Here is an 18405-nt window from a genome sequence, read left to right on the forward strand (position 1 = left end):
TAACGGCAGCGATCGACGTCACGCCGGCCGCAGAAACAGCCGTCGCGCGAGATCGAACGCGACGAGATTGCCGGCCAGGACGAGCAGCAGACCGACGACCGCGAGCGGCGACCACCGATATCCCTCGAACACCGTCGACACGGCCAGCGCGACGATCGGAAACAGCACCGTGCAGTACGCGGCGCGTTCCGGCCCGATCCGGCCGACGAGCGTCAGATACGCGGTGAAGCCGATCACCGAGCCCGGCACGGCCAGATAGACGAGCGCGCCCAGATAGCGCGGCTCCATTTCGAGCGAGAACGACAGTCCGGCCGCCACGCTGCCGACGGTCAAAATCGCCGCGCCGATCAGCATCGCCCACCCGTTCGTCGCGAGCGGATGCAGTCCCATCGATTGCATGCGGCTCGACAGCAGGTTGCCGGCCGAGAAGCACATCGTGCCCGCGAACGCGATCGCCAAACCGACCCACGTCGCATGATCGTCGAGATGGCCGGCCATCTGCTGCCAGAACAGGCAGCCAATGCCGGTCAGTCCGAGCAGCGCGCCGGCGATTGCCGACGGCCGCAGCGGGCGGCCCATGAACAGCCGGCCGTTGATCGAGTTCAGCAGCGGCGCGGTCGAGAAGATCACCGCGACGAGGCCGCTCGGCACGACGCGCTCCGCATAGTAAAAGCACAGGAAGTTCACGCAGAACAGCGCGACGCCCTGCGCGGCGAGGTAGCGCCACGCTTCGCGCGGCGGCCGGACCGGGCGGCGCATCGCGCGCAGCAGCACGAACATCACGGCGGCCGCGAGCCAGAAGCGCCACGCGATCGACACGGGCGGCGGCACGGCGCCGAGCTGCCATTTGATCGCGATCCAGGTGGTGCCCCAGATCAGCACGGTGACGATATAGAGCGACAGATTCATGGCGGCAGGAAGACCGGTGAGTAAGACGAACGTCGACTATGCCGCCGCGTGGCGCGCGCCGATTGTCCGGAATTGCGGTCTTTTTCGCGGCGTCGCGCTGCGCAGCGCTCGTCGACTTATACTCGTCGCATCATGAGCCCCTCTCTCTGCGCCCCGCCCGTCGATCGCGCCGCCGCGTTGGCCGGCGACGACATCCCGTTCGGCCTGCAATCGGTATGCCGCACGCTCGCCGACGCGAACGCGACGCTCGAGCGCTTCGCGTGGCTCGGCGACCATCTCGCGATTGCCGAATGGACGCGCATCACCGACGAAAGCGAAACCGTCTACGAGCAGCCCGGCCACCACACGCTGTCGTGCTATCTCGACGGCGGCTACCGCACCGAACGCGAGCGCGTGCCGCGCTACGGCGCGCCGAGCCTGCTCTGCGCGCTGCCGGGCGACCATGAATCGCGCTGGTGGGTGCGCGGCGACATGCATTTCATCCACCTGTACTTCCTGCCCGAGCACTTCACGCAGCGCGCGATCCGCGAGCTCGATCGCGAGCCGCGCGAGCTGAAGCTCGCCGATCGCACGTACTTCGAGGAAGCGCGTGTTGCCGCGCTGTTCCGCTCGCTCGCGCTCGAGCGCTGGGACGACGCCGACGGGCGGCTGCGCGTCAACGAAACCGCACACGACATGCTGAGCCTGCTGCTGCGCGGCCAGAGCATGACGCGCACCGACGCGCCGTTCCGCGGCGGGCTCGCGCCGGCCGTGCGCCGCCGCGTGCGCGACTACATCGACACGTACCTGACGCAGCCGCTGACGCTCGGTGAACTGGCGGACGTCGCCGCACTGTCCGAGTACCACTTCTCGCGGATGTTCCGGCTGTCGTTCGGCCGCGCGCCGCACGCGTGGGTCGCCGAGCAGCGGCTCGCCCGCGCGCGTCTGCTGCTGCGCACGACGTCGCTGCCGCTCGCGCAGATCGCGGCTGACTGCGGATACGCGAACGCCGCGCACTTCAGCCACCGCTTCCGCGACGCGCACGGCACGACGCCGAACGCGTACCGGCGCGCGATGCAGCGCGGCTGAACGACCGCACAGCACGCGGGCGCCGCCGGCGCGGCGCACCGCACATCACCCGCATACCGCCCACGTACCGCCCACGTACCGCCGCGCACCGCACGCCGGCACCGCGTCGGCCTACACGCCGCGCCGCGACAGCTCCTGCTCGAGCGCCGCCACGCCGGCCGGCAGATCGACCGGCACCTTCAGATCGACCATCGTGCGGCCGAACGCATGCAGCGTGCGGAACAGATTGTGTTCGCGGCACTGCTCGCCCATCTGGCCGATCCGCACGATCGGCAGCCCGAACGAGCCGGAGATCTCGACCTGGTACTGCTTCGAGATGTGGCCGCACACCATTCCCGGCGTCAGCCCGTCGGGCGTCTCGATTCCGACGACCGAGTTGAGCCGGCAGTCCTTCGGCGCATACAGCGTGAGCCCCATCGCCTCGATACCGGCCTGCAGCGCGAGCGAGCAACGCAGATGGCGCGCGAAGCGGCTTTCGAGCGTCTCCGCGCAGACGAGCCGCAACGCCTCGTGCAGCGCGAGCACGCCGGACACCGGCGCGGTGTAGTGATAGCCGGCGTTGTGCCAGAAGTTCTCCGCGAGCGCCATGTCGAGGCACCAGTGCGCGTTCGGTTCCGGACGCTGCTTCATCCGCTCCCACGCGGCGTCGGAGAACGCGATCAGCGACACGCCGGGAATCGACGACAGCCCCTTCTGGCCGCCCGTGATCACCGCATCGATGCCCCACGCGTCCATCTCGAGCGGCATCGTCGACAGCGTGCACACCGCGTCGACGACGACCAGCGCGCCGGCCGCCTTCGCGAGCGCCGCGATGTCGCGCAGGTCGCGGTTCCACACGGTGTTCGACGTCTCGCCCTGGACGATCGTCACGATTTCCGGCCGCTCGCGCGCGATCGCGTCGGCGATCTCGTCCAGGCTCGCGACCGAGCGGTCGGCGACTTCGAGCGTCGCGACGTCGGCGCCGACGCGCGTCGCCATCTCGGCCATCCGCGCGCTGAAGAAGCCGTTGCGGATCGACAGCACGCGCGTGCCGCGCCACGCGAGATTCGAGATCGCCATCTCCATCGCGGCGGAACCCGGCCCGGCGACGCCGAGCACCCACTTCGTACGCGTCTGGAACACGTAGCGCGCCATCTCCTTCACCTGCTCGATGATCTTCGCCATCGTCGCGCCGAGGTGGTTGATCACGATCGTGTTCGCCTTCGCGACCGCGGCCGGGATCGGGACCGGGCCGGCCCCCATCATCAGCAGCGGTTCTTCGGGCAGGATCGCGTCGAGCGGCACGACGACGGGACAGGGAATCGGCGAGTAATCGATGGACATGGACGAATGGTCGAGATGAAGGAATGAAACGCACCGGCGAGCGCCGCGCCGGGCGGCGAATCGAACTGGTCGATCATTCCGCGTTCCGGCGCGGCGCGCAAGAGGCACACGCGGCCTGACAGCGCCCGGCTGGCCCGGCGTGCGGACCGGGCCAGCCGGGCGCGAGCGCTTCGCGCGAGCGCGCACTGGATCGGCACGGGTTTTTCGCGGCGCACGTGAAACGGTTCCATGTCCGCGATTTTCTCCGCCAATAATGCGACGATTCGTCCGCGCCCGCCGTTCGGCACGCCACCCAGTCGACAAAAATACGCGCCGGCACGATAAAAATCGTTCGCGGAGAATCGATACCCGAAAATTGCGCATTCCAGAATAGATTCATTATCGTCGCATGTATTGGCGGGCGATTTCATCCATTTGCCGGCCGGGATTCGGCAGAACATTGCAACACACTGATTCTCAAGGACAATGTTCGCCTCTCGGACACCTATTCGAACGCATCTCCGCCAGCCTGAACGGCACTATTCGGAGATCGAGCCGCTTTAACCGCTAGCCGCGATTTCGATTTTCCGCAACCCGCCCCTTTTCTCAGGTTGACGATCCCGCATTCATATTGAACAATCGTCTGCGGAATGAAAAACCGATTTTTCGATACGAGGAAGGACGGCGTGCGGCGCGCAATGTTTTCGGCGCTGCGCAGCGAAAAATCGCAACGATAATCAATCAACCGGGCCAAAAATACACCGAGCCATGAACCAGATTCAGACCATGCGTGTATTCGTCTGCGTCGCCGAACAGCAGAGCTTTCGGCGCGCGGCACACCATCTCGGCGTGTCCAATGCGCTCGTCACGCGTTCGATCGCGATGCTCGAGGGCCATCTGAACACACGGCTGATCCACCGCACGACGCGCAACCTGTCGCTGACCGAAGCCGGCGCGCGCTACCTCGACGGCTGCCGCGCGCTGCTCGAGGAATTCGACCACCTCGAGGCATCGGTCGCGCATGCGGTGCGCGAGCCGGCCGGCACGCTGCGCGTCGTCGCGTCGGGGCTGCTGTCGCCGCTCGCGCTGACGCCGCTCGTCAGCAGCTTCCGGCAACGCTATCCGCAGCTGCGCGTGCAGTTGACCGTCGCCGAAGGGCCGCTCGACGTGCTCGATTCCGGCTACGACGTCGGCATCGTCACCGGCAACCGGCTCGACGGCAATCCGGCGCTGGTCGGTCACGCGCTCGCGCCGAATCCGTTCGTCGCGTGCGCGGCGCCCGCGTATCTCGACCGGCGCGGCGAACCGCGTTCGCCGGACGATCTGCCCGGCCACGACTGGATCGCGCTCGCGCCGCATCAGCATGCGGCGGCGTGGCGGCTCGTCGGCCACGACGGCATCGCGCATACCGTCAACGTACGCCCGGCCTGCACGTTCAATCAGCTCGCGCTCGTGCAGGCGGCCGCGATCGCCGGCTCCGGCATCGCCGCGCTGCCCGAACATTGCATCGCCGACGCGCTGGCCGGCGGCACGGTCGTGCGGCTGCTGCCCGCGTACCGGATCGACGATCCGGACGCACAGTTGTCGCTCGTCTACCCGAATCGCCAGTTCGTGCCGGCGCGCACGCGCAGCTTCGTCGAGCACGCGCTCGAGCATTTCGGCGCGCACGCCGCGCGCGAGCGCTCCGAGTACGGTTTCCTGCGGCAGCCGCGCACACCGGGACACGCCGACATCGTCACCGGCCTGCAGTAAACTTCGGGCGACCCAGCCCCGGAGGTGCAGCGTGCGCGTGATCCTGTTCAGCAGCCGGCAATACGACGACGATTCGTTCACGGCCGCCAACCGCGCGTTCGGCTACCGGCTGCACTTCCAGCCGTCGCACCTCGACGCGGAAACCGCGATCCTCGCGCACGGCTATGACGTCGTCTGCCCGTTCGTCAACGATACGGTCGATGCGGCCGTGCTCGAACGGCTCGCCGACGGCGGCACGCGGCTGATCGCGCTGCGCTCGGCCGGCTTCAACCACGTCGATCTGGCCGCGGCCGACCGGCTCGGCGTCGCGGTCGTGCGCGTGCCGGCCTATTCGCCGCACGCGGTTGCCGAGCACGCGGTCGCGCTGATCCTCGCGCTCAACCGCCGGCTGCCGCGTGCGGTCGCCCGTACGCGCGAAGGCGACTTCTCGCTGAACGGGCTGCTCGGCTTCGACCTGCACGGCAAGACCGTCGGCGTGATCGGCACCGGTCTGATCGGCCGCGTATTCGCGAAGATCATGCTCGGCTTCGGAATGCACGTGCTCGCGCACTCGATGCCGCCGTACGACGACGAACTGATCGCGTTCGGCGTGCGCTACGTCGAACTCGACGAACTGCTGCGCCACGCGGACATCGTGAGCCTGCACTGCCCGCTGCTGCCGTCGACGCACCATCTGATCAACGCGCGAACGCTCGCGCAGATGAAGCACGGCGCAATGCTGATCAACACCGGCCGCGGCGGTCTCGTCGACGCGCAGGCGCTCGTCGATGCGCTGAAGAGCGGCCAGCTCGGCCATCTCGGGCTCGACGTGTACGAGGAAGAAAGCGGCCTGTTCTTCGAGGATCATTCCGACCTGCCGCTGCAGGATGACGTGCTCGCGCGCCTGCTGACGTTCCCGAACGTGATCGTCACGTCGCATCAGGCGTTCTTCACGCGCGAGGCGCTTGCCGAGATCGCGCATACGACGCTCGCCAATATCGAAGCGTGGCACGCGGGCGCACCGCGGAACGTCGTCACGCAGAACCGCTGACGCGGCCGGCGAACAGCGCGCGCGCCGCTGCGCGACTGCTGTATGGCGCGCCGGCGGCGCCCCGCTCGGTTCCGCCGACGGAACGCGACGCGCTGTTCGTCTGCTATCGTTCGCCCACCTTCCTCCATGCCGCCGCCAGCCATGCGTTTCGATGATTCCGCCATCGCCGCCGTCTACCGCGCCATCTTCGAACGGCGCGACATGCGCCATTTCACGCCGGCGCCCGTCGATCCGGCGATCCTCGCGCGGCTGCTGCGCGCGGCGCATCACGCGCCCAGCGTCGGCTTCATGCAGCCGTGGCGCTTCATCCGCATCACCGATCCCGCGCTGCGCAGCGCGATCCACGCGCTGGTCGAAGCCGAGCGCCGCGCGACCGCCGCGGCGCTCGGCGAACGGCAGGACGAATTCATGCGGCTGAAGGTCGAAGGCGTACGCGAATGCGGCGAACTGCTCGTCGTCGCGCTGACCGACGACCGCGACCGGCACGTATTCGGGCGCCGCACGCTGCCGGAGATGGATCTCGCGTCCGCCGCGTGCGCGATCCAGAACATGTGGCTCGCGGCACGCGCGGAAGGGCTCGGGATGGGCTGGGTGTCGCTGTTCGACGTCGACGCGCTGCGCACGCTGCTCGGAATGCCTGCCGGCGCGAAGCCGATCGCCGTGCTGTGCGTCGGGCACGTCGACGCGTTCTACGCGAAGCCGATGCTCGAGGAAGAGCGCTGGGCCGCGCGGATGCCGATCGAAGCATGCGTGTTCGAGAACGGCTGGAGCGCGCCGGCGGCGGAAGAGCCGCTGTCGGCCGACGACGCGCTTTCGTCGACCGGCACAGTCCAGCCCCCAAATTGAGCGGCACGCCCGCGCGTGCATGCGCGCGACGGCCGCGACGCGCTTCGACGTTCGCGCGGCCGTCGCACGCCGGCAACACCCGTTTTGGCCCCAAGCATCAGGGTTTTTACTGAAGTAGAATCGCGGCTGTCGTCTCACCGTCCGCCCTGCCCCGCGCATTCCGCGCCCTGCCCGAGCGGCGGCTTTTCCCCGAGCCTACCGCGATGCCTTTACCTCTTTTCGCCCTCGCCGTCGCCGCATTTGGAATCGGTACCACCGAATTCGTGATCATGGGGCTGCTGCCGAACGTCGCGCGCGATCTCGGCGTGTCGATTCCCGCCGCCGGGATGCTCGTATCCGGCTACGCGCTCGGCGTGACGATCGGCGCGCCGATCCTCGCGATCGTCACCGCGAAGATGCCGCGCAAGCGCGCGCTGATGGGACTGATCGGCCTCTTCATCGCCGGCAACCTGTTCTGCGCGATCGCGCCCGGCTATGCGGTGCTGATGGCCGCGCGCGTGGTAACCGCGTTCTGCCACGGCGCGTTCTTCGGAATCGGCTCGGTGGTCGCCAGCAGCCTCGTCGCACCGAACCGCTGCGCGCAGGCGATCGCGCTGATGTTTACCGGCCTCACGCTCGCGAACGTGCTCGGCGTGCCGCTCGGCACCGCGCTCGGCCAGGCCTACGGCTGGCGCGCGACGTTCTGGGCGGTGACCGGCATCGGCATCGCCGCGGCCGCCGCGCTCGCGGTGTGCCTGCCGAAGCATCTCGCGATGCCCGACACCAGCATCACACGCGAATTCAGCGTGCTCAAGCATCCGCAGGTGCTGATGGTGCTCGGCATCAGCGTGCTCGCATCCGCGAGCCTGTTCAGCGTGTTCACGTACATCACGCCGATCCTCGAGGACGTCACCGGCTTCTCGCCGCGCCAGGTCACGTACGTGCTGCTGCTGTTCGGGCTCGGGCTGACCGTCGGCGGCACGCTCGGCGGCAAGCTCGCCGACTGGCGCCGGATGCCGTCGCTGATCGCGACGCTCGCGCTGATCGGCGTGATCCTCGCGCTGTTCGCGGGCACGATGCACATTCCGTTCGCCGCGCTCGCGACGATCTTCGTATGGGGCATCCTCGCGTTCGCGATCGTGCCGCCGCTGCAGATCCTGATCGTCGACCGCGCGAGCGACGCGCCGAATCTCGCGTCGACGCTGAACCAGGGTGCATTCAACCTCGGCAATGCGACGGGCGCGTGGCTCGGCGGGATGGCGATCGGCTCCGGCGTATCGCTCGTGAACCTGCCGTGGGTCGGCGCGGCGATGGCCGTCGCCGCGCTCGCGCTCACGCTGTGGTCGGCGTCGCTCGAACGCCGCCCGCTCGCCGCGCCGACCGAATACGTGTGACGCGCGAGCCGCGCGACGCGGCGCCGCTTCGTTGCTCGCGCAACCGGTCGAACGCGACGCGCGTCATGGACCGTGCAAGGCCCGCGGTGTAGCATCTCGGCCGATGAAAGCCATTCTCGATCGCGATTTTCTCGCGCTGATCCTGAGCGTCGCCGTCGTCGGCCTCGGCACCGGGGCAACGCTGCCCCTCACCGCGCTCGCACTGACCGAAGCCGGACACGGCACCCACGTCGTCGGCATGCTGACCGCCGCACAGGCGGGCGGCGGCCTCGCGATCGTCCCGTTCGTCACCGCACTCGCGCAAGCGATCGGCGCGCGCCGCGCGATCGTCGTGTCGGTCGTGCTGCTCGCCGCCGCCACCGCGCTGATGCAGTTCACGTCGAATCTCGTCGTCTGGGGCGCGCTGCGCGTGCTGTGCGGCGCGGCGCTGATGCTGCTGTTCACGATCGGCGAGGCGTGGGTCAACCAGCTCGCCGACGATTCGACGCGCGGCCGCGTCGTCGCGCTCTACGCGACGAACTTCACGCTGTTTCAAATGGCCGGCCCCGTGCTCGTCAGCCAGATCGCGGGCGCGACCGGCGTGCGCTTCGCGGTGTGCGGCGCGCTGTTCCTGCTCGCGCTGCCGACGCTCGCGACGATCCGCCGCGCACCGCTCGCCGGCGACGACTCGCATCGCGAGCCGCACGATCGCTGGCTCGCGGTGCTGCCGCGCATGCCGGCACTGATCATCGGCACCGGCTTCTTCGCGCTGTTCGATACGCTCGCGCTGTCGCTGCTGCCGCTGTACGCGATGGATCGCGGCGTCGCGAGCGAGACCGCGGTCCTGCTCGCGTCGATCATGCTGTTCGGCGACACCGCGATGCAATTCCCGATCGGCTGGCTCGCAGACCGGCTCGGGCGCGAGCGCGTCCATCTCGGCGCGGGCGCGATCGTGCTCGCGGGGCTGCCGCTGCTGCCGTTCGCGATCGCGAATCCGTGGCTGTGCTGGCCGCTGCTGTTCGTGCTCGGCGCGGCGGCCGGCAGCATCTATACGCTGTCGCTCGTCGCGTGCGGCGAGCGCTTTCGCGGCGCGGCGCTCGTCACCGCGAGCTCGCTCGTGTCGGCGTCATGGAGCGTCGCGAGCTTCGGCGGGCCGATCGTCGCGGGCGCGTTGATGGAGCAGCTCGGCAGCCACGCGCTCGTCGGCGTGCTGTTCGTCTGCGTCGCGGCCTTCGTCGCAGCCGCGCTGTGGGAGCGGCGCGCCACGGTGCAGCGCGCGGTGTGATTCGATTACCTCACCCGTCCGGCGCCGCATGACAGAACGACCGCGGCCCGCGCGACGCGGGCCGTGATCGACGCCGCCACGCACGCCACGCACTCGGCGCGCATGTCGCGCGACGCGCCGCACGTATTACGCGCTTCTTGCCGGCAGGATCTTGCCGACGCACGTGCCGAACCCGATCCGATAGCCGTCGCCCTCGCACCAGCCCGCGAGCGTGAGCTCGTCGCCATCCTCGATGAACGTGCGCGTGCCGCCGCCGTCCAGCGCGATCGGCTCCTTGCCGTTCCACGTGAGCTCCAGCAGGCTGCCGAACGAATCCTTGGTCGGGCCGCTGATCGTGCCCGAGCCCATCAGATCGCCGACGCGCGTATTGCAGCCTGCGACCGTGTGATGCGCGAGCTGCTGCGCCATCGTCCAGTACATGTGCTTGAAGTTGGTGCGGCAGATCGTCGTCGCGTGCTCGGCGCCGTCCGGACGCAGCGTCACTTCGAGCGCGATGTCGAACGCATGCTTGCCCGCGTGCTGCAGATACGCGAGCGGCTGCGGCGTCTGCTCGGGCTGCGCGGTGCGGAACGGCTCGAGCGCATCGAGCGTGACGATCCACGGCGAGATCGTCGTCGCGAACGTCTTCGCGTTGAACGGGCCGAGCGGCACATATTCCCACTGCTGGATGTCGCGCGCGCTCCAGTCGTTCAGCAGCACCATTCCGAAGATGTGCGCTTCGGCGTCCTCGCACGCGATCGGCTCGCCGAGCGCGTTGCCCTTGCCGACGATGAAGCCGGTCTCGAGTTCGATGTCGAGCTTGCGGCAGGCGCCGAACACCGGCCGCTCGCGATCGGGCAGCTTCAGCTGACCGTTCGGGCGCCGCACCGGCGTGCCGCTCACGACCACCGACGACGCGCGGCCGTTGTAGCCGATCGGCATTTCCGACCAGTTCGGCAGCAGCGCGTTCTTCGGATCGCGGAACATCGAGCCGACGTTGGTCGCATGCTCCTTCGACGAATAGAAATCGGTATAGCCGGGGATGTCGACCGGCAGATGCAGCGTCGCGTCGCGCTGCGCGACGAGCACCTGCGCGCGCAGCGCCGCGTCGTCGCGCAGCCGCGCGTTGTCGCGCGCGAACAGCGCCGACAGCTGCACGCGTACGCTGCGCCACGCGTCGCGGCCGAGCGCGATGAACGCGTTCAACGTCGGCGCGGCGAACACGCCCGCGTCGGCGCCGGCCGGCAGCGTGACGAGCCCCGCACGCGCGAGCGCCGCGAGATCGACGATCCGATCGCCGAGCGCGACGCCGGCGCGGCGCGCCGCGTGCTTCGCGTCGCTGAAGATGCCGAACGGCAGGTTCTGGATCGGGAAATCGCCGGCCGGGTCGTTCGCGGTATCGACCCAGCTCTTGCGGGCCGGGTCGAGCGTCGCGCGCCAGTCGTGGGTATCGCTCATCGTTGCTCCGGGTTGAAGTGTTTCTTGATGCGTTGCCAGCATTCGAAGTAGTTCGCCTGCAGCTGTGCGGTGTCGAGCGCATGACGCGTCGGCCGGATCAGCGTGCGGGTTTCGAACATGAACGCCATCGTGTTGTCGACCTTGTGCGGCTTCGTCGTATCGCTGGCCGACGCCTTCTCGAACGTGTCCGCGTCGGGGCCGTGGCCCGACATGCAGTTGTGCAGGCTCGCGCCGCCCGGCACGAAGCCTTCCGCCTTCGCGTCATATGCGCCGTGCACGAGCCCCATGAATTCGCTCGCGACGTTGCGGTGGAACCACGGCGGGCGGAACGTGTCCTCGGCCGCGAGCCAGCGCGGCGGGAAGATCACGAAGTCGATCGCGTCGACGCCCGGCGTGTCGGTCTGCGAATGCAGCACGAGGAAGATCGACGGATCGGGATGGTCGTAGCTGATCGAGCCGATCGTGTTGAACAGGCGCAGATCGTATTTGTACGGTGCATAGTTGCCGTGCCATGCGACGACGTCGAGCGGCGAATGGCCGATGTCCGCACGCCACAGCCGGCCGTTGAGCTTCGCGACGAGCTCGAACGCGCCTTCGCGGTCTTCGTACGCGGCCTGCGGCGTCAGGAAATCGCGCGGGTTCGCGAGCCCGTTCGAGCCGATCGGGCCGAGATCGGGGAGCCGCAGCAGCGCGCCGAAGTTCTCGCAGATGTAGCCGCGTGCGTCGCCGTCGGGCAGCGCGACGCAAAAGCGCATGCCGCGCGGAATCACCGCGATCTCGAACGGCGCGACGTCGAGCCGGCCGAATTCCGTCGCGATGAACAGCCGCCCATGCTGCGGGACGATCAGCATTTCGCCGTCCGCGCTGTAGAAGAAGCGGTCCTGCATCGACCGGTTCGCCGCGTACAGATGAATCGCGCAGCCGCTCATCGCGGCCGCCGACCCGTTGCCGGCCATCGTGACGAGGCCTTCGACGAAATCGGTCGGCTCCGTCGGCATCGGCAGCGGATTCCAGCGCAGCTGGTTCGGCGGCGTCGGCGGTACGTCGGCCGAGTCGCCGAACTCCGCGACGAGCCGCTGCGGGCCCGCGAACGGCTCGAACGGCCGGTGCACGGCGGCCGGCCGGATGCGGTACAGCCACGAGCGGCGGTTGTGGCCGCGCGGCGCGGTGAACGCAGTGCCCGACAGCTGCTCCGCATAGAGCCCGTACGGCGCGCGCTGCGGCGAATTGCGGCCGTGCGGCAGCGCGCCGGGCAGCGCCTCGGTCGCGAATTCGTTCGCGAAACCGCTCATGTAGCCGGCACTCGCCGGTTTCGACAGGTCAAGCGTCATCGTTTCCTTTCTCCATCAATTCAGGCGGCGTGCGGCGCCTGCGCGCCGCTGCGCCGCGTCACGCCCGCGAGCGCGAGCACGAACAGCGCCGAGCACAGCACGGGCACGGCGGCCGCGTGGAACAGCTCGCCGTGGGTCCAGTTGAGCGCGATCAGCTGCCCGCCGACGAGCGGGCCGATCACCGAGCCGATCCGGCCGATGCCGAGGCTCCAGCCGATGCCGGTCGAGCGCAGCGACGTCGGGTAATACTGGCCCGCGAGCGCATTGACGGCCGGCTGTCCGCCGACCACGCAGAATCCGCCCGCGAACACGACGAGCAGCAGCCACGGCAGCGCATGCGCGACCGAGCCGATCAGCCCGACCGACACGGCCGCGCACGCGAAGCAAGCGAACAGCACGCGCACGAAGCCGTAGCGCTCGATGAACCAGCCGAGCGACAGCGTGCCGATCACGCCGCCGGTCTGCAGCACCGTGCCGACGATCACGGCCGCGCCCGGCGAATGACCGGCGTCGCGCATCACGGTCGGCAGCCAGTTCGACAGGAAATACAGATCGATCAGGTTCATGAAGCTGATCGACCATAGCAGCAGCGTGACCGGCAGCCGGCCGTGGCGGAACAGCTCGGCGACCGGCGCACCGCCATCCGCACGCTCGCGCACCGCGAGCCGCGTATTCGCGTCGACGCCCGCGTGCGGCGCGAAGCGCGCGAGCCAGTCGCGCGCCTGCGCGTCGCGCCCTTTCAGCACGAGAAACTGCAGCGACTCCGGCAGCCGCGCGACCATCGCGATCGTCAGCACGAGCGGCACCGCGCCGCCGACGAAGAATACCGAGCGCCAGCCGAGCGCCGGAATCAGCGCGGCGCTGATGAAGCCGCCGATCGCCGCGCCCAGCGTGAAGCCGCACGACACGATCATCATCCGCTTCACGCGATGCGCGCCCGGACTGAACTCGCCGACCAGCGCCATCGCGTTCGGCATGATGCAGCCGAGGCCGAGCCCCGTGACGAAGCGCAGCGCCATCAGCACCGGAATCGTCTGCACGAACGGCGTCGCGAGCATCGTCACCGCGAAGAACAGCGTCGCGCCGATCAGCACCGGGCGCCGTCCGATCCGGTCGGCCAGCACCGACAGCGCGAGCGCGCCGAGCAGCATCCCGAACAGGCTCGCGCTGAACACCGGCCCGAGTGCCTGCTTCGGCACGCCCCATTCGGCGATCACGCTCGGCGCGACGTAGCCCATCGCCTGCGCGTCGAAGCCGTCGATCACGAGGCACAGCCCGCACAGCGCGAGCAGCATCCAGTGAAAGCCGGGACGGTGGGTCTCGTCGATCACGCGCTCGACTTCGACCACGCGAGCATTCGCCGGCGCCGCGCTCATTGCACGGCCTCCGCGGCCGGATGCGCGTGCGGCGCGACGCCGTCGCGCGCGAGCGCCATCGCTTCGCGCAGTACGTCGGCGTCGCCGATGTGGTTCGCGAGCAGCAGGATCAGCTTCGCGTTGACGAGCTGGCTGTCGCTGTCGGACAGATCGCGATGCATGTCGATCAGCGCTTCGTAGAACGCGTCCGGGTCGGCCAGACGCGGGCGGGTGTCGAGAGGCGGCATGACGGGTGTCTCCGTATCGTTGGTATTCGGCGTTCAGCGCGCGCAGCTCGCGCGCGCCAGTGCGTTGGCGATTGCCTGACGGTCGAGCGCGCGCATCCGCGCGCATACGTGCTGGTCGGGACGCAGCAGGTAGAACGTGCCGGGCTGCGCGTCGTAGCGCTGCGCGGCGAGGCCGTCGATATCCTCGACGACGTCGACGCCCGCCGCCGGCCGGCCGTGCCCGGCCGGCACCACGAGCACCGGCCGCACCGGCAGCGCGAGCCCGTCGAGCGCCTGCGCGAGCGCGTCCGCATCGCCGGGCAAGCCGAACAGCATGCCGGTGAAGCCGCCGTGCAGACGCCGGAGCAGCCAGCTTGCCTCGCGCTGCGCGCGCACCGGCGCGTCGGCAGCCGGCGCACCGGGCCGCATCGCGCCCGCGAACGTGTCGCCGCGGCGATCGGGCGTATTGAGCGGCGAATCGGCGAGGACGGCCGGCACCGACAGACGCCCGCTGTTCACGAGCTTGCGTGCGAATTCGCAGTCGCGCGCGAGCTTCAGCGCCGCGTCGCGGAACACGCGCGACACCACGCTCTTCGGCGTGATGAAGTCGGTCGAGCGCGTCGAGTTGCGGATGTTCTCGTCGGCCGCGAACTCGCGTTCGCTCGCATACGTGTCGAGCAGGCGATCGGACGCGTGACCGTCGAGCACGAGCTTCAGCTTCCATCCGAGGTTGTCGGCGTCCTGCACGCCGCTGTTCGCGCCGCGCGCGCCGAACGGCGACACGCCGTGCGCGGAATCACCCGCGAACAGCACGCGGCCGTGGCGGAACGTGTCCATCCGCTGGCAGCGGAACGTGTAGATGCTCACCCATTCGAGCTCGAACTCGACATCCGGCCCGAGCAGCGCACGCACGCGCGGGATCACGCGCTCCGGTTGTTTTTCGGCGACCGGATCGGCATCCCAGCCGAGCTGGAAGTCGATGCGCCACACGTTGTCCGGCTGCCGGTGCAGCAGCACCGACTGGTTGCGGTGAAACGGCGGATCGAACCAGAACCAGCGCTCGGTCGGGAAATCGGCCTTCATCTTCACGTCGGCGATCAGGAAGCGATCCTTGAACGTGCGGCCGCGGCTTTCGAGGCCCATCATCGTGCGCATCGGACTGCGCGCGCCGTCGGCCGCGATCACGTACTGCGCGCGCAGCGTGTCGATGCCTTCCGGCGTCTCGACCGTCAGCATCGCGTGCTCGGCGGTCTGCTCGATGCCCGTGACCTTGTGCTTCCAGCGGATGTCGAGGTTCGGCAACTCGAGCGCGCGGTCGGTCAGATAGCCTTCGACGTAGTACTGCTGCAGGTTGATGAACGCGGGGCGCGCATGCCCTTGCTCGGGCAGCAGATCGAATGCGTACAGCTGCTCGTCCTGCAGGAATACCTTGCCGACGTTCCAGCTGACGCCCTTGTCGACGAAGCGCTGCCCGCAGCCGAGCCGGTCGAAGATCTCGAGCGTGCGCTTCGCGAAGCAGATCGCGCGGGAGCCGGTCGACAGCGTGTCGTCGTCGTCCAGCAGCACGACCGGCACGCGCCGCTGCGCCAGGTCGATCGCGGCGGTCAGTCCGACCGGGCCCGCGCCGACGACGATCACCGGATGGACGGCCGCGTCGTCGGCGGTCGCACGCTCGGCACGCGGCCGGTACGCGAATTTCAGCGTCTGGTAATCGATGCTCATGGCCGCCGTCCGCTCGTCGCTGCTGCGGGGCGGCGCGCCGGCCTGCCCTCGTCGATCCATTTCCTGTCCACCGCCACGTCTCGCTCCTTGCTCCTGTTGTTCGGCCGGCGCCGCTGCCGACGCCGGCTGCCGTTTCCTGATCCACGACAACTTTCGGATTTACGAATAGTAAAACCAATTACGTATAGTGAAATCAACGTAAACCCTAGGCATCGGTTCGGGGACGGGATAACGATATGAGCGAAACGCCGAGCCGAGCGCCGCGCGCACTGCTAATATCGGGATACGAGGCGGCCCGTTCGGCCGCCGTTTTTCCTTGATACGCCGATGATTCCGCCCACCATTCCCGAGCTGGTCGCCCGTGCGGGGCAGCTGCCGTATCTGCGGGATCACCTCGCGCTCGCCGAAGGCGGGACCGCGTGCGCGAACCTGCCGCAGCGCACGCTCGGCAGCACGTACGAGCCGATCTACGACGTGACGATGCCCGGCGCGCCGCAATCGACGTCGTTCGCCGACGCGATCGAGCGCTACGGCGACGAACTCGGCTTTCAGGCCGTCACGGTCGTGACCGGCGATCCGCACGACCCGGTCGACTCGGCGGTCGACGATCAGACGCTCGTCGCGATCGATCGCCTGTCGCGCGCGCTGCATGCGATCAACTTCTTCGGCGCGCAGCGTCACGGGCTGCTGTTTCTGCGCGTGCACGAACGGCTGCTCAAGAGCGTGAAATACGACCACGGCAAGCATTTCTCGTCGGTGCTGCAGCGCTTCGGGCTGCCGACGGAGCGCATCGTGATCGAGCTGCCGGCCGTCGCGGTCGCGCACAAGACGTTTCTCGGCTATCTGACGCGCAGCTATCAGCACTACGGCTTCCGCGTCGCGGACAAGCTGCCCGACCCGGGACGCATCCTCGCGGTCGAGTCCGAGATGGCGCGGCCCGACTACATCAAGATCGATGCGGGCATCGCGTTGCGCGGCGGGATGGTGAAGGCGCTCGTCGCTTACGCGCAGCGCGTGCGGATTCCGCTGATCTTCGACGGCGTCGTGGACGAGACGCAGTGCGAGCTGCTGCGCCAGCACGACGTGCGGTTCATGCAGGGGCCGGTGTTCGCGAAGGTGATGACGGTCTGAGCGGCGGGCGTTCGACGTCGGCGGCGAGCGAGCGGATCGCCTGACCGACGACCGGATGTCGTGAATGTCGCGGATCCGAACGCCGCAGCTCGGCTGCGCGCGCCGCCGCTTGCCCGCGATCGTCGTATCGGTTTATGTGCGGTACGCGGCACGCGCTGCGACCCGCGCTCGATCGTCATCGGACGCAGGCGGCGACGCCGCATTCACGCCGGGCCGCCGTCGCGGTACTTCGGCAGATCGTCGGCGATTTCGATGCCCGGAAACCGGTCCGCATACCAGACGTGCCACGCCGGACGCAGCCGCGAAGGATCGTCGAGCGTCGCCGAATTGATTTCCACCGTTTTGGGCGCGTCGGCCCGCCGATACTCGAGCTGCGCGCCGCAGCGGCCGCAGAAGCGCCGCTCGCCCCACGCGCTCGACGCATAGACGGTCGGCTCGCCCTGCAGATACTCGAACGCATCGATCGGCACCGACGCCGACGCGACGACCGCCGCACCGGTCGTGCGCTGGCAGAGCCGGCAATGACAGAAGCCGGCATCGGTCGGGACGACCGCGATCCGATAGCGAATCGCGCCGCACGCGCAACCGCCGTCCATCGTTTCCGTGTTTGACATCGCAAACCTCGCCGTCGTCGGGAAGCTGGCGACGATGATGAGCGCGACGCGCGGCGCGCGCAACCGGCATCGGCGATGCAGCGCGATGCCGTTCGAACCGGCGCGGCGGCGAACGGCGGGCACGCGCCTTTCATGTCGCCCAGCCGATCGCGCGTGCGGCAGGCCGCGTCAAGCCGTCTGCCCGAGCCGCTGCGCGAGCGCCTTCAGCTTCGGGCCGACGTGCGTGCGGAATACGTCCTCGTCCATCGACGATGCGGGGCCGCTGCAGCTCAGGATCAGCCAGCGCCCCTCGCGCGGCTCGCGAAACGGCACGGCCGCCGCGTTCACGTCGGCATGCCACGCGCGAAACGAATAGCAGCAACCGCCTGACGCGAACTCGGCCACCGCCTGCTGCGCAGCGGCGACCAGCGCATCCGCGTCCGCCCCGGCGCCGGCCGCCCGATGCAATTCCGCGTACAGCGCGCGCCGCGCGTCGTCGGGCTGAACGGCCAGGTACGCGCGTCCCATCGAGCTCGTCAGCATCGACAGCCGCGAGCCGGGCGCGAGCCCGAGCGTGAGCGCGGTCTCGCTGCGGATCGTCTCCAGATAGATCATGTCGAGGCCGTCGCGGCAGCCGAGCGACACCGCCGCGCCGATCTCGCGCGCGAGCGCCCGCATGTGAGGACGCGCGACGTCGATCGTGCTCGAGCCCGCGAGCAGCGCGTAGCCGAGCGACAGCACGCCGGCATCGAGCGCGTACTTGCCGAGCGTGTCGTCGTAGCGCAGGTAGCCGAGCACGGTGAGCGTGTACGCGAGCCGGTTCACCGTCGCCTTCGGCAGCCCGGTGCGCTCGACGAAGTCGCGATTGCCGAGCATCGTTTCGCCGGGCCGGAACGCGCGCAGCAGGTCGAGCCCGCGCGCGAGCGCGACGACGAACTTGCGCTCGTCGATCGCCGCGTCGTCGATGGTTGAAAGCGTCATCCGGTGCTACACTCAGGTCAATTTGCAAAACATTGTTCCGCATAGCGGAACTTCAGTCAAGTGGACCCGAGACATGGCGTCGGA

General features: G+C 68.9%; 17 protein-coding genes. 7 read left to right on the top strand and 10 right to left on the bottom strand.

The window, feature by feature from the left end:
* Positions 1-18: 18 nt before the first annotated feature.
* On the bottom strand, positions 19-909 hold the full coding sequence (locus BUB20358_RS03335; protein ID WP_006765046.1) for a DMT family transporter: 891 nt from the start codon (positions 907-909) through the stop codon (positions 19-21).
* 132 nt (positions 910-1041) lie between these two features.
* On the opposite strand from BUB20358_RS03335, the gene BUB20358_RS03340 reads away from it, so the two are divergent.
* A complete protein-coding gene (locus BUB20358_RS03340; protein WP_035972967.1) occupies positions 1042-1977 on the top strand; it encodes a helix-turn-helix domain-containing protein in 936 nt (311 codons plus the stop codon).
* 111 nt (positions 1978-2088) lie between these two features.
* Here the strand turns inward: BUB20358_RS03340 and BUB20358_RS03345 are convergent, their stop codons facing one another.
* Positions 2089-3300, bottom strand: a complete 1212-nt coding sequence (locus tag BUB20358_RS03345; protein WP_006765048.1) for a pyridoxal-phosphate-dependent aminotransferase family protein — start codon at positions 3298-3300, stop codon at positions 2089-2091.
* On the bottom strand, positions 3222-3710 hold the full coding sequence (locus BUB20358_RS03350; RefSeq protein ID WP_123806793.1) for a hypothetical protein: 489 nt from the start codon (positions 3708-3710) through the stop codon (positions 3222-3224). Before BUB20358_RS03350 ends, BUB20358_RS03345 begins: the two co-directional genes overlap by 79 nt.
* A gap of 337 nt (positions 3711-4047) precedes the next feature.
* On the opposite strand from BUB20358_RS03350, the gene BUB20358_RS03355 reads away from it, so the two are divergent.
* From BUB20358_RS03355 to BUB20358_RS03375, 5 genes are all read left to right on the top strand, one after another.
* Complete coding sequence (locus BUB20358_RS03355) at positions 4048-5031, top strand: LysR family transcriptional regulator (RefSeq protein ID WP_006765049.1); 984 nt, start codon at positions 4048-4050, stop codon at positions 5029-5031.
* 31 nt (positions 5032-5062) lie between these two features.
* On the top strand, positions 5063-6061 hold the full coding sequence (locus BUB20358_RS03360) for a 2-hydroxyacid dehydrogenase (RefSeq protein ID WP_006765050.1): 999 nt from the start codon (positions 5063-5065) through the stop codon (positions 6059-6061).
* Positions 6062-6202: 141 nt separating this feature from the next.
* Positions 6203-6907 carry a 5,6-dimethylbenzimidazole synthase gene (gene bluB, locus BUB20358_RS03365; protein ID WP_035972972.1) on the top strand — a complete coding sequence of 235 codons (705 nt, stop codon included), beginning with the start codon at positions 6203-6205 and terminating at the stop codon, positions 6905-6907.
* Between the two features lie 203 nt (positions 6908-7110).
* Positions 7111-8280 (top strand): MFS transporter, encoded by a 1170-nt coding sequence (locus BUB20358_RS03370; protein WP_006765052.1) that lies wholly within the window; start codon positions 7111-7113, stop codon positions 8278-8280.
* 103 nt (positions 8281-8383) lie between these two features.
* Complete coding sequence (locus BUB20358_RS03375; protein WP_006765053.1) at positions 8384-9544, top strand: MFS transporter; 1161 nt, start codon at positions 8384-8386, stop codon at positions 9542-9544.
* A 126-nt stretch (positions 9545-9670) separates the two neighbouring features.
* Here BUB20358_RS03375 and fahA read toward each other — a convergent pair whose 3' ends face one another.
* Genes fahA through BUB20358_RS03400 form a run of 5 tightly spaced genes read right to left on the bottom strand, consistent with a single transcriptional unit; the run spans position 9671 to position 15616 of the window.
* Positions 9671-10981 carry a fumarylacetoacetase gene (gene fahA, locus BUB20358_RS03380; RefSeq protein ID WP_035972973.1) on the bottom strand — a complete coding sequence of 437 codons (1311 nt, stop codon included), beginning with the start codon at positions 10979-10981 and terminating at the stop codon, positions 9671-9673.
* Entirely contained in the window at positions 10978-12312 is a 1335-nt protein-coding gene (gene hmgA / locus BUB20358_RS03385; protein WP_006765055.1) for a homogentisate 1,2-dioxygenase, read from the bottom strand. The genes fahA and hmgA overlap by 4 nt, the downstream gene beginning before the upstream one ends.
* A 20-nt stretch (positions 12313-12332) precedes the next feature.
* Positions 12333-13688 (bottom strand): MFS transporter, encoded by a 1356-nt coding sequence (locus tag BUB20358_RS03390; protein WP_006765056.1) that lies wholly within the window; start codon positions 13686-13688, stop codon positions 12333-12335.
* Positions 13685-13915, bottom strand: a complete 231-nt coding sequence (locus tag BUB20358_RS03395; protein ID WP_006765057.1) for a DUF2783 domain-containing protein — start codon at positions 13913-13915, stop codon at positions 13685-13687. Before BUB20358_RS03395 ends, BUB20358_RS03390 begins: the two co-directional genes overlap by 4 nt.
* 33 nt (positions 13916-13948) lie before the next feature.
* A complete protein-coding gene (locus BUB20358_RS03400) occupies positions 13949-15616 on the bottom strand; it encodes an FAD-dependent oxidoreductase (RefSeq protein WP_035972974.1) in 1668 nt (555 codons plus the stop codon).
* A 327-nt stretch (positions 15617-15943) separates the two neighbouring features.
* Here BUB20358_RS03400 and BUB20358_RS03405 point away from each other — a divergent pair, with 327 nt between their 5' ends.
* On the top strand, positions 15944-16747 hold the full coding sequence (locus BUB20358_RS03405; protein ID WP_006765059.1) for an EAL domain-containing protein: 804 nt from the start codon (positions 15944-15946) through the stop codon (positions 16745-16747).
* A gap of 203 nt (positions 16748-16950) precedes the next feature.
* On the opposite strand, the gene BUB20358_RS03410 is transcribed toward BUB20358_RS03405, so the two are convergent.
* Positions 16951-17361 carry a GFA family protein gene (locus BUB20358_RS03410; RefSeq protein WP_006765060.1) on the bottom strand — a complete coding sequence of 137 codons (411 nt, stop codon included), beginning with the start codon at positions 17359-17361 and terminating at the stop codon, positions 16951-16953.
* 168 nt (positions 17362-17529) lie between these two features.
* Positions 17530-18321 carry an IclR family transcriptional regulator gene (locus BUB20358_RS03415; RefSeq protein ID WP_006765061.1) on the bottom strand — a complete coding sequence of 264 codons (792 nt, stop codon included), beginning with the start codon at positions 18319-18321 and terminating at the stop codon, positions 17530-17532.
* Positions 18322-18405 lie beyond the last annotated feature (84 nt).

The organism is Burkholderia dolosa, from assembly GCF_902499135.1.
Taxonomy (GTDB): domain Bacteria; phylum Pseudomonadota; class Gammaproteobacteria; order Burkholderiales; family Burkholderiaceae; genus Burkholderia; species Burkholderia dolosa.

Coding starts and splice junctions, on each gene's coding strand:
- BUB20358_RS03335 (WP_006765046.1), bottom strand. CDS start 909: ATGAATCTGTCGCTCTATATCGTCACCGTGCTGATCTGGGGCACCACC.
- BUB20358_RS03340 (WP_035972967.1), top strand. CDS start 1,042: ATGAGCCCCTCTCTCTGCGCCCCGCCCGTCGATCGCGCCGCCGCGTTG.
- BUB20358_RS03345 (WP_006765048.1), bottom strand. CDS start 3,300: ATGTCCATCGATTACTCGCCGATTCCCTGTCCCGTCGTCGTGCCGCTC.
- BUB20358_RS03350 (WP_123806793.1), bottom strand. CDS start 3,710: ATGAAATCGCCCGCCAATACATGCGACGATAATGAATCTATTCTGGAA.
- BUB20358_RS03355 (WP_006765049.1), top strand. CDS start 4,048: ATGAACCAGATTCAGACCATGCGTGTATTCGTCTGCGTCGCCGAACAG.
- bluB (WP_035972972.1), top strand. CDS start 6,203: ATGCGTTTCGATGATTCCGCCATCGCCGCCGTCTACCGCGCCATCTTC.
- BUB20358_RS03370 (WP_006765052.1), top strand. CDS start 7,111: ATGCCTTTACCTCTTTTCGCCCTCGCCGTCGCCGCATTTGGAATCGGT.
- BUB20358_RS03375 (WP_006765053.1), top strand. CDS start 8,384: ATGAAAGCCATTCTCGATCGCGATTTTCTCGCGCTGATCCTGAGCGTC.
- fahA (WP_035972973.1), bottom strand. CDS start 10,981: ATGAGCGATACCCACGACTGGCGCGCGACGCTCGACCCGGCCCGCAAG.
- hmgA (WP_006765055.1), bottom strand. CDS start 12,312: ATGACGCTTGACCTGTCGAAACCGGCGAGTGCCGGCTACATGAGCGGT.
- BUB20358_RS03390 (WP_006765056.1), bottom strand. CDS start 13,688: ATGAGCGCGGCGCCGGCGAATGCTCGCGTGGTCGAAGTCGAGCGCGTG.
- BUB20358_RS03395 (WP_006765057.1), bottom strand. CDS start 13,915: ATGCCGCCTCTCGACACCCGCCCGCGTCTGGCCGACCCGGACGCGTTC.
- BUB20358_RS03400 (WP_035972974.1), bottom strand. CDS start 15,616: ATGAGCATCGATTACCAGACGCTGAAATTCGCGTACCGGCCGCGTGCC.
- BUB20358_RS03405 (WP_006765059.1), top strand. CDS start 15,944: ATGATTCCGCCCACCATTCCCGAGCTGGTCGCCCGTGCGGGGCAGCTG.
- BUB20358_RS03410 (WP_006765060.1), bottom strand. CDS start 17,361: ATGTCAAACACGGAAACGATGGACGGCGGTTGCGCGTGCGGCGCGATT.
- BUB20358_RS03415 (WP_006765061.1), bottom strand. CDS start 18,321: ATGACGCTTTCAACCATCGACGACGCGGCGATCGACGAGCGCAAGTTC.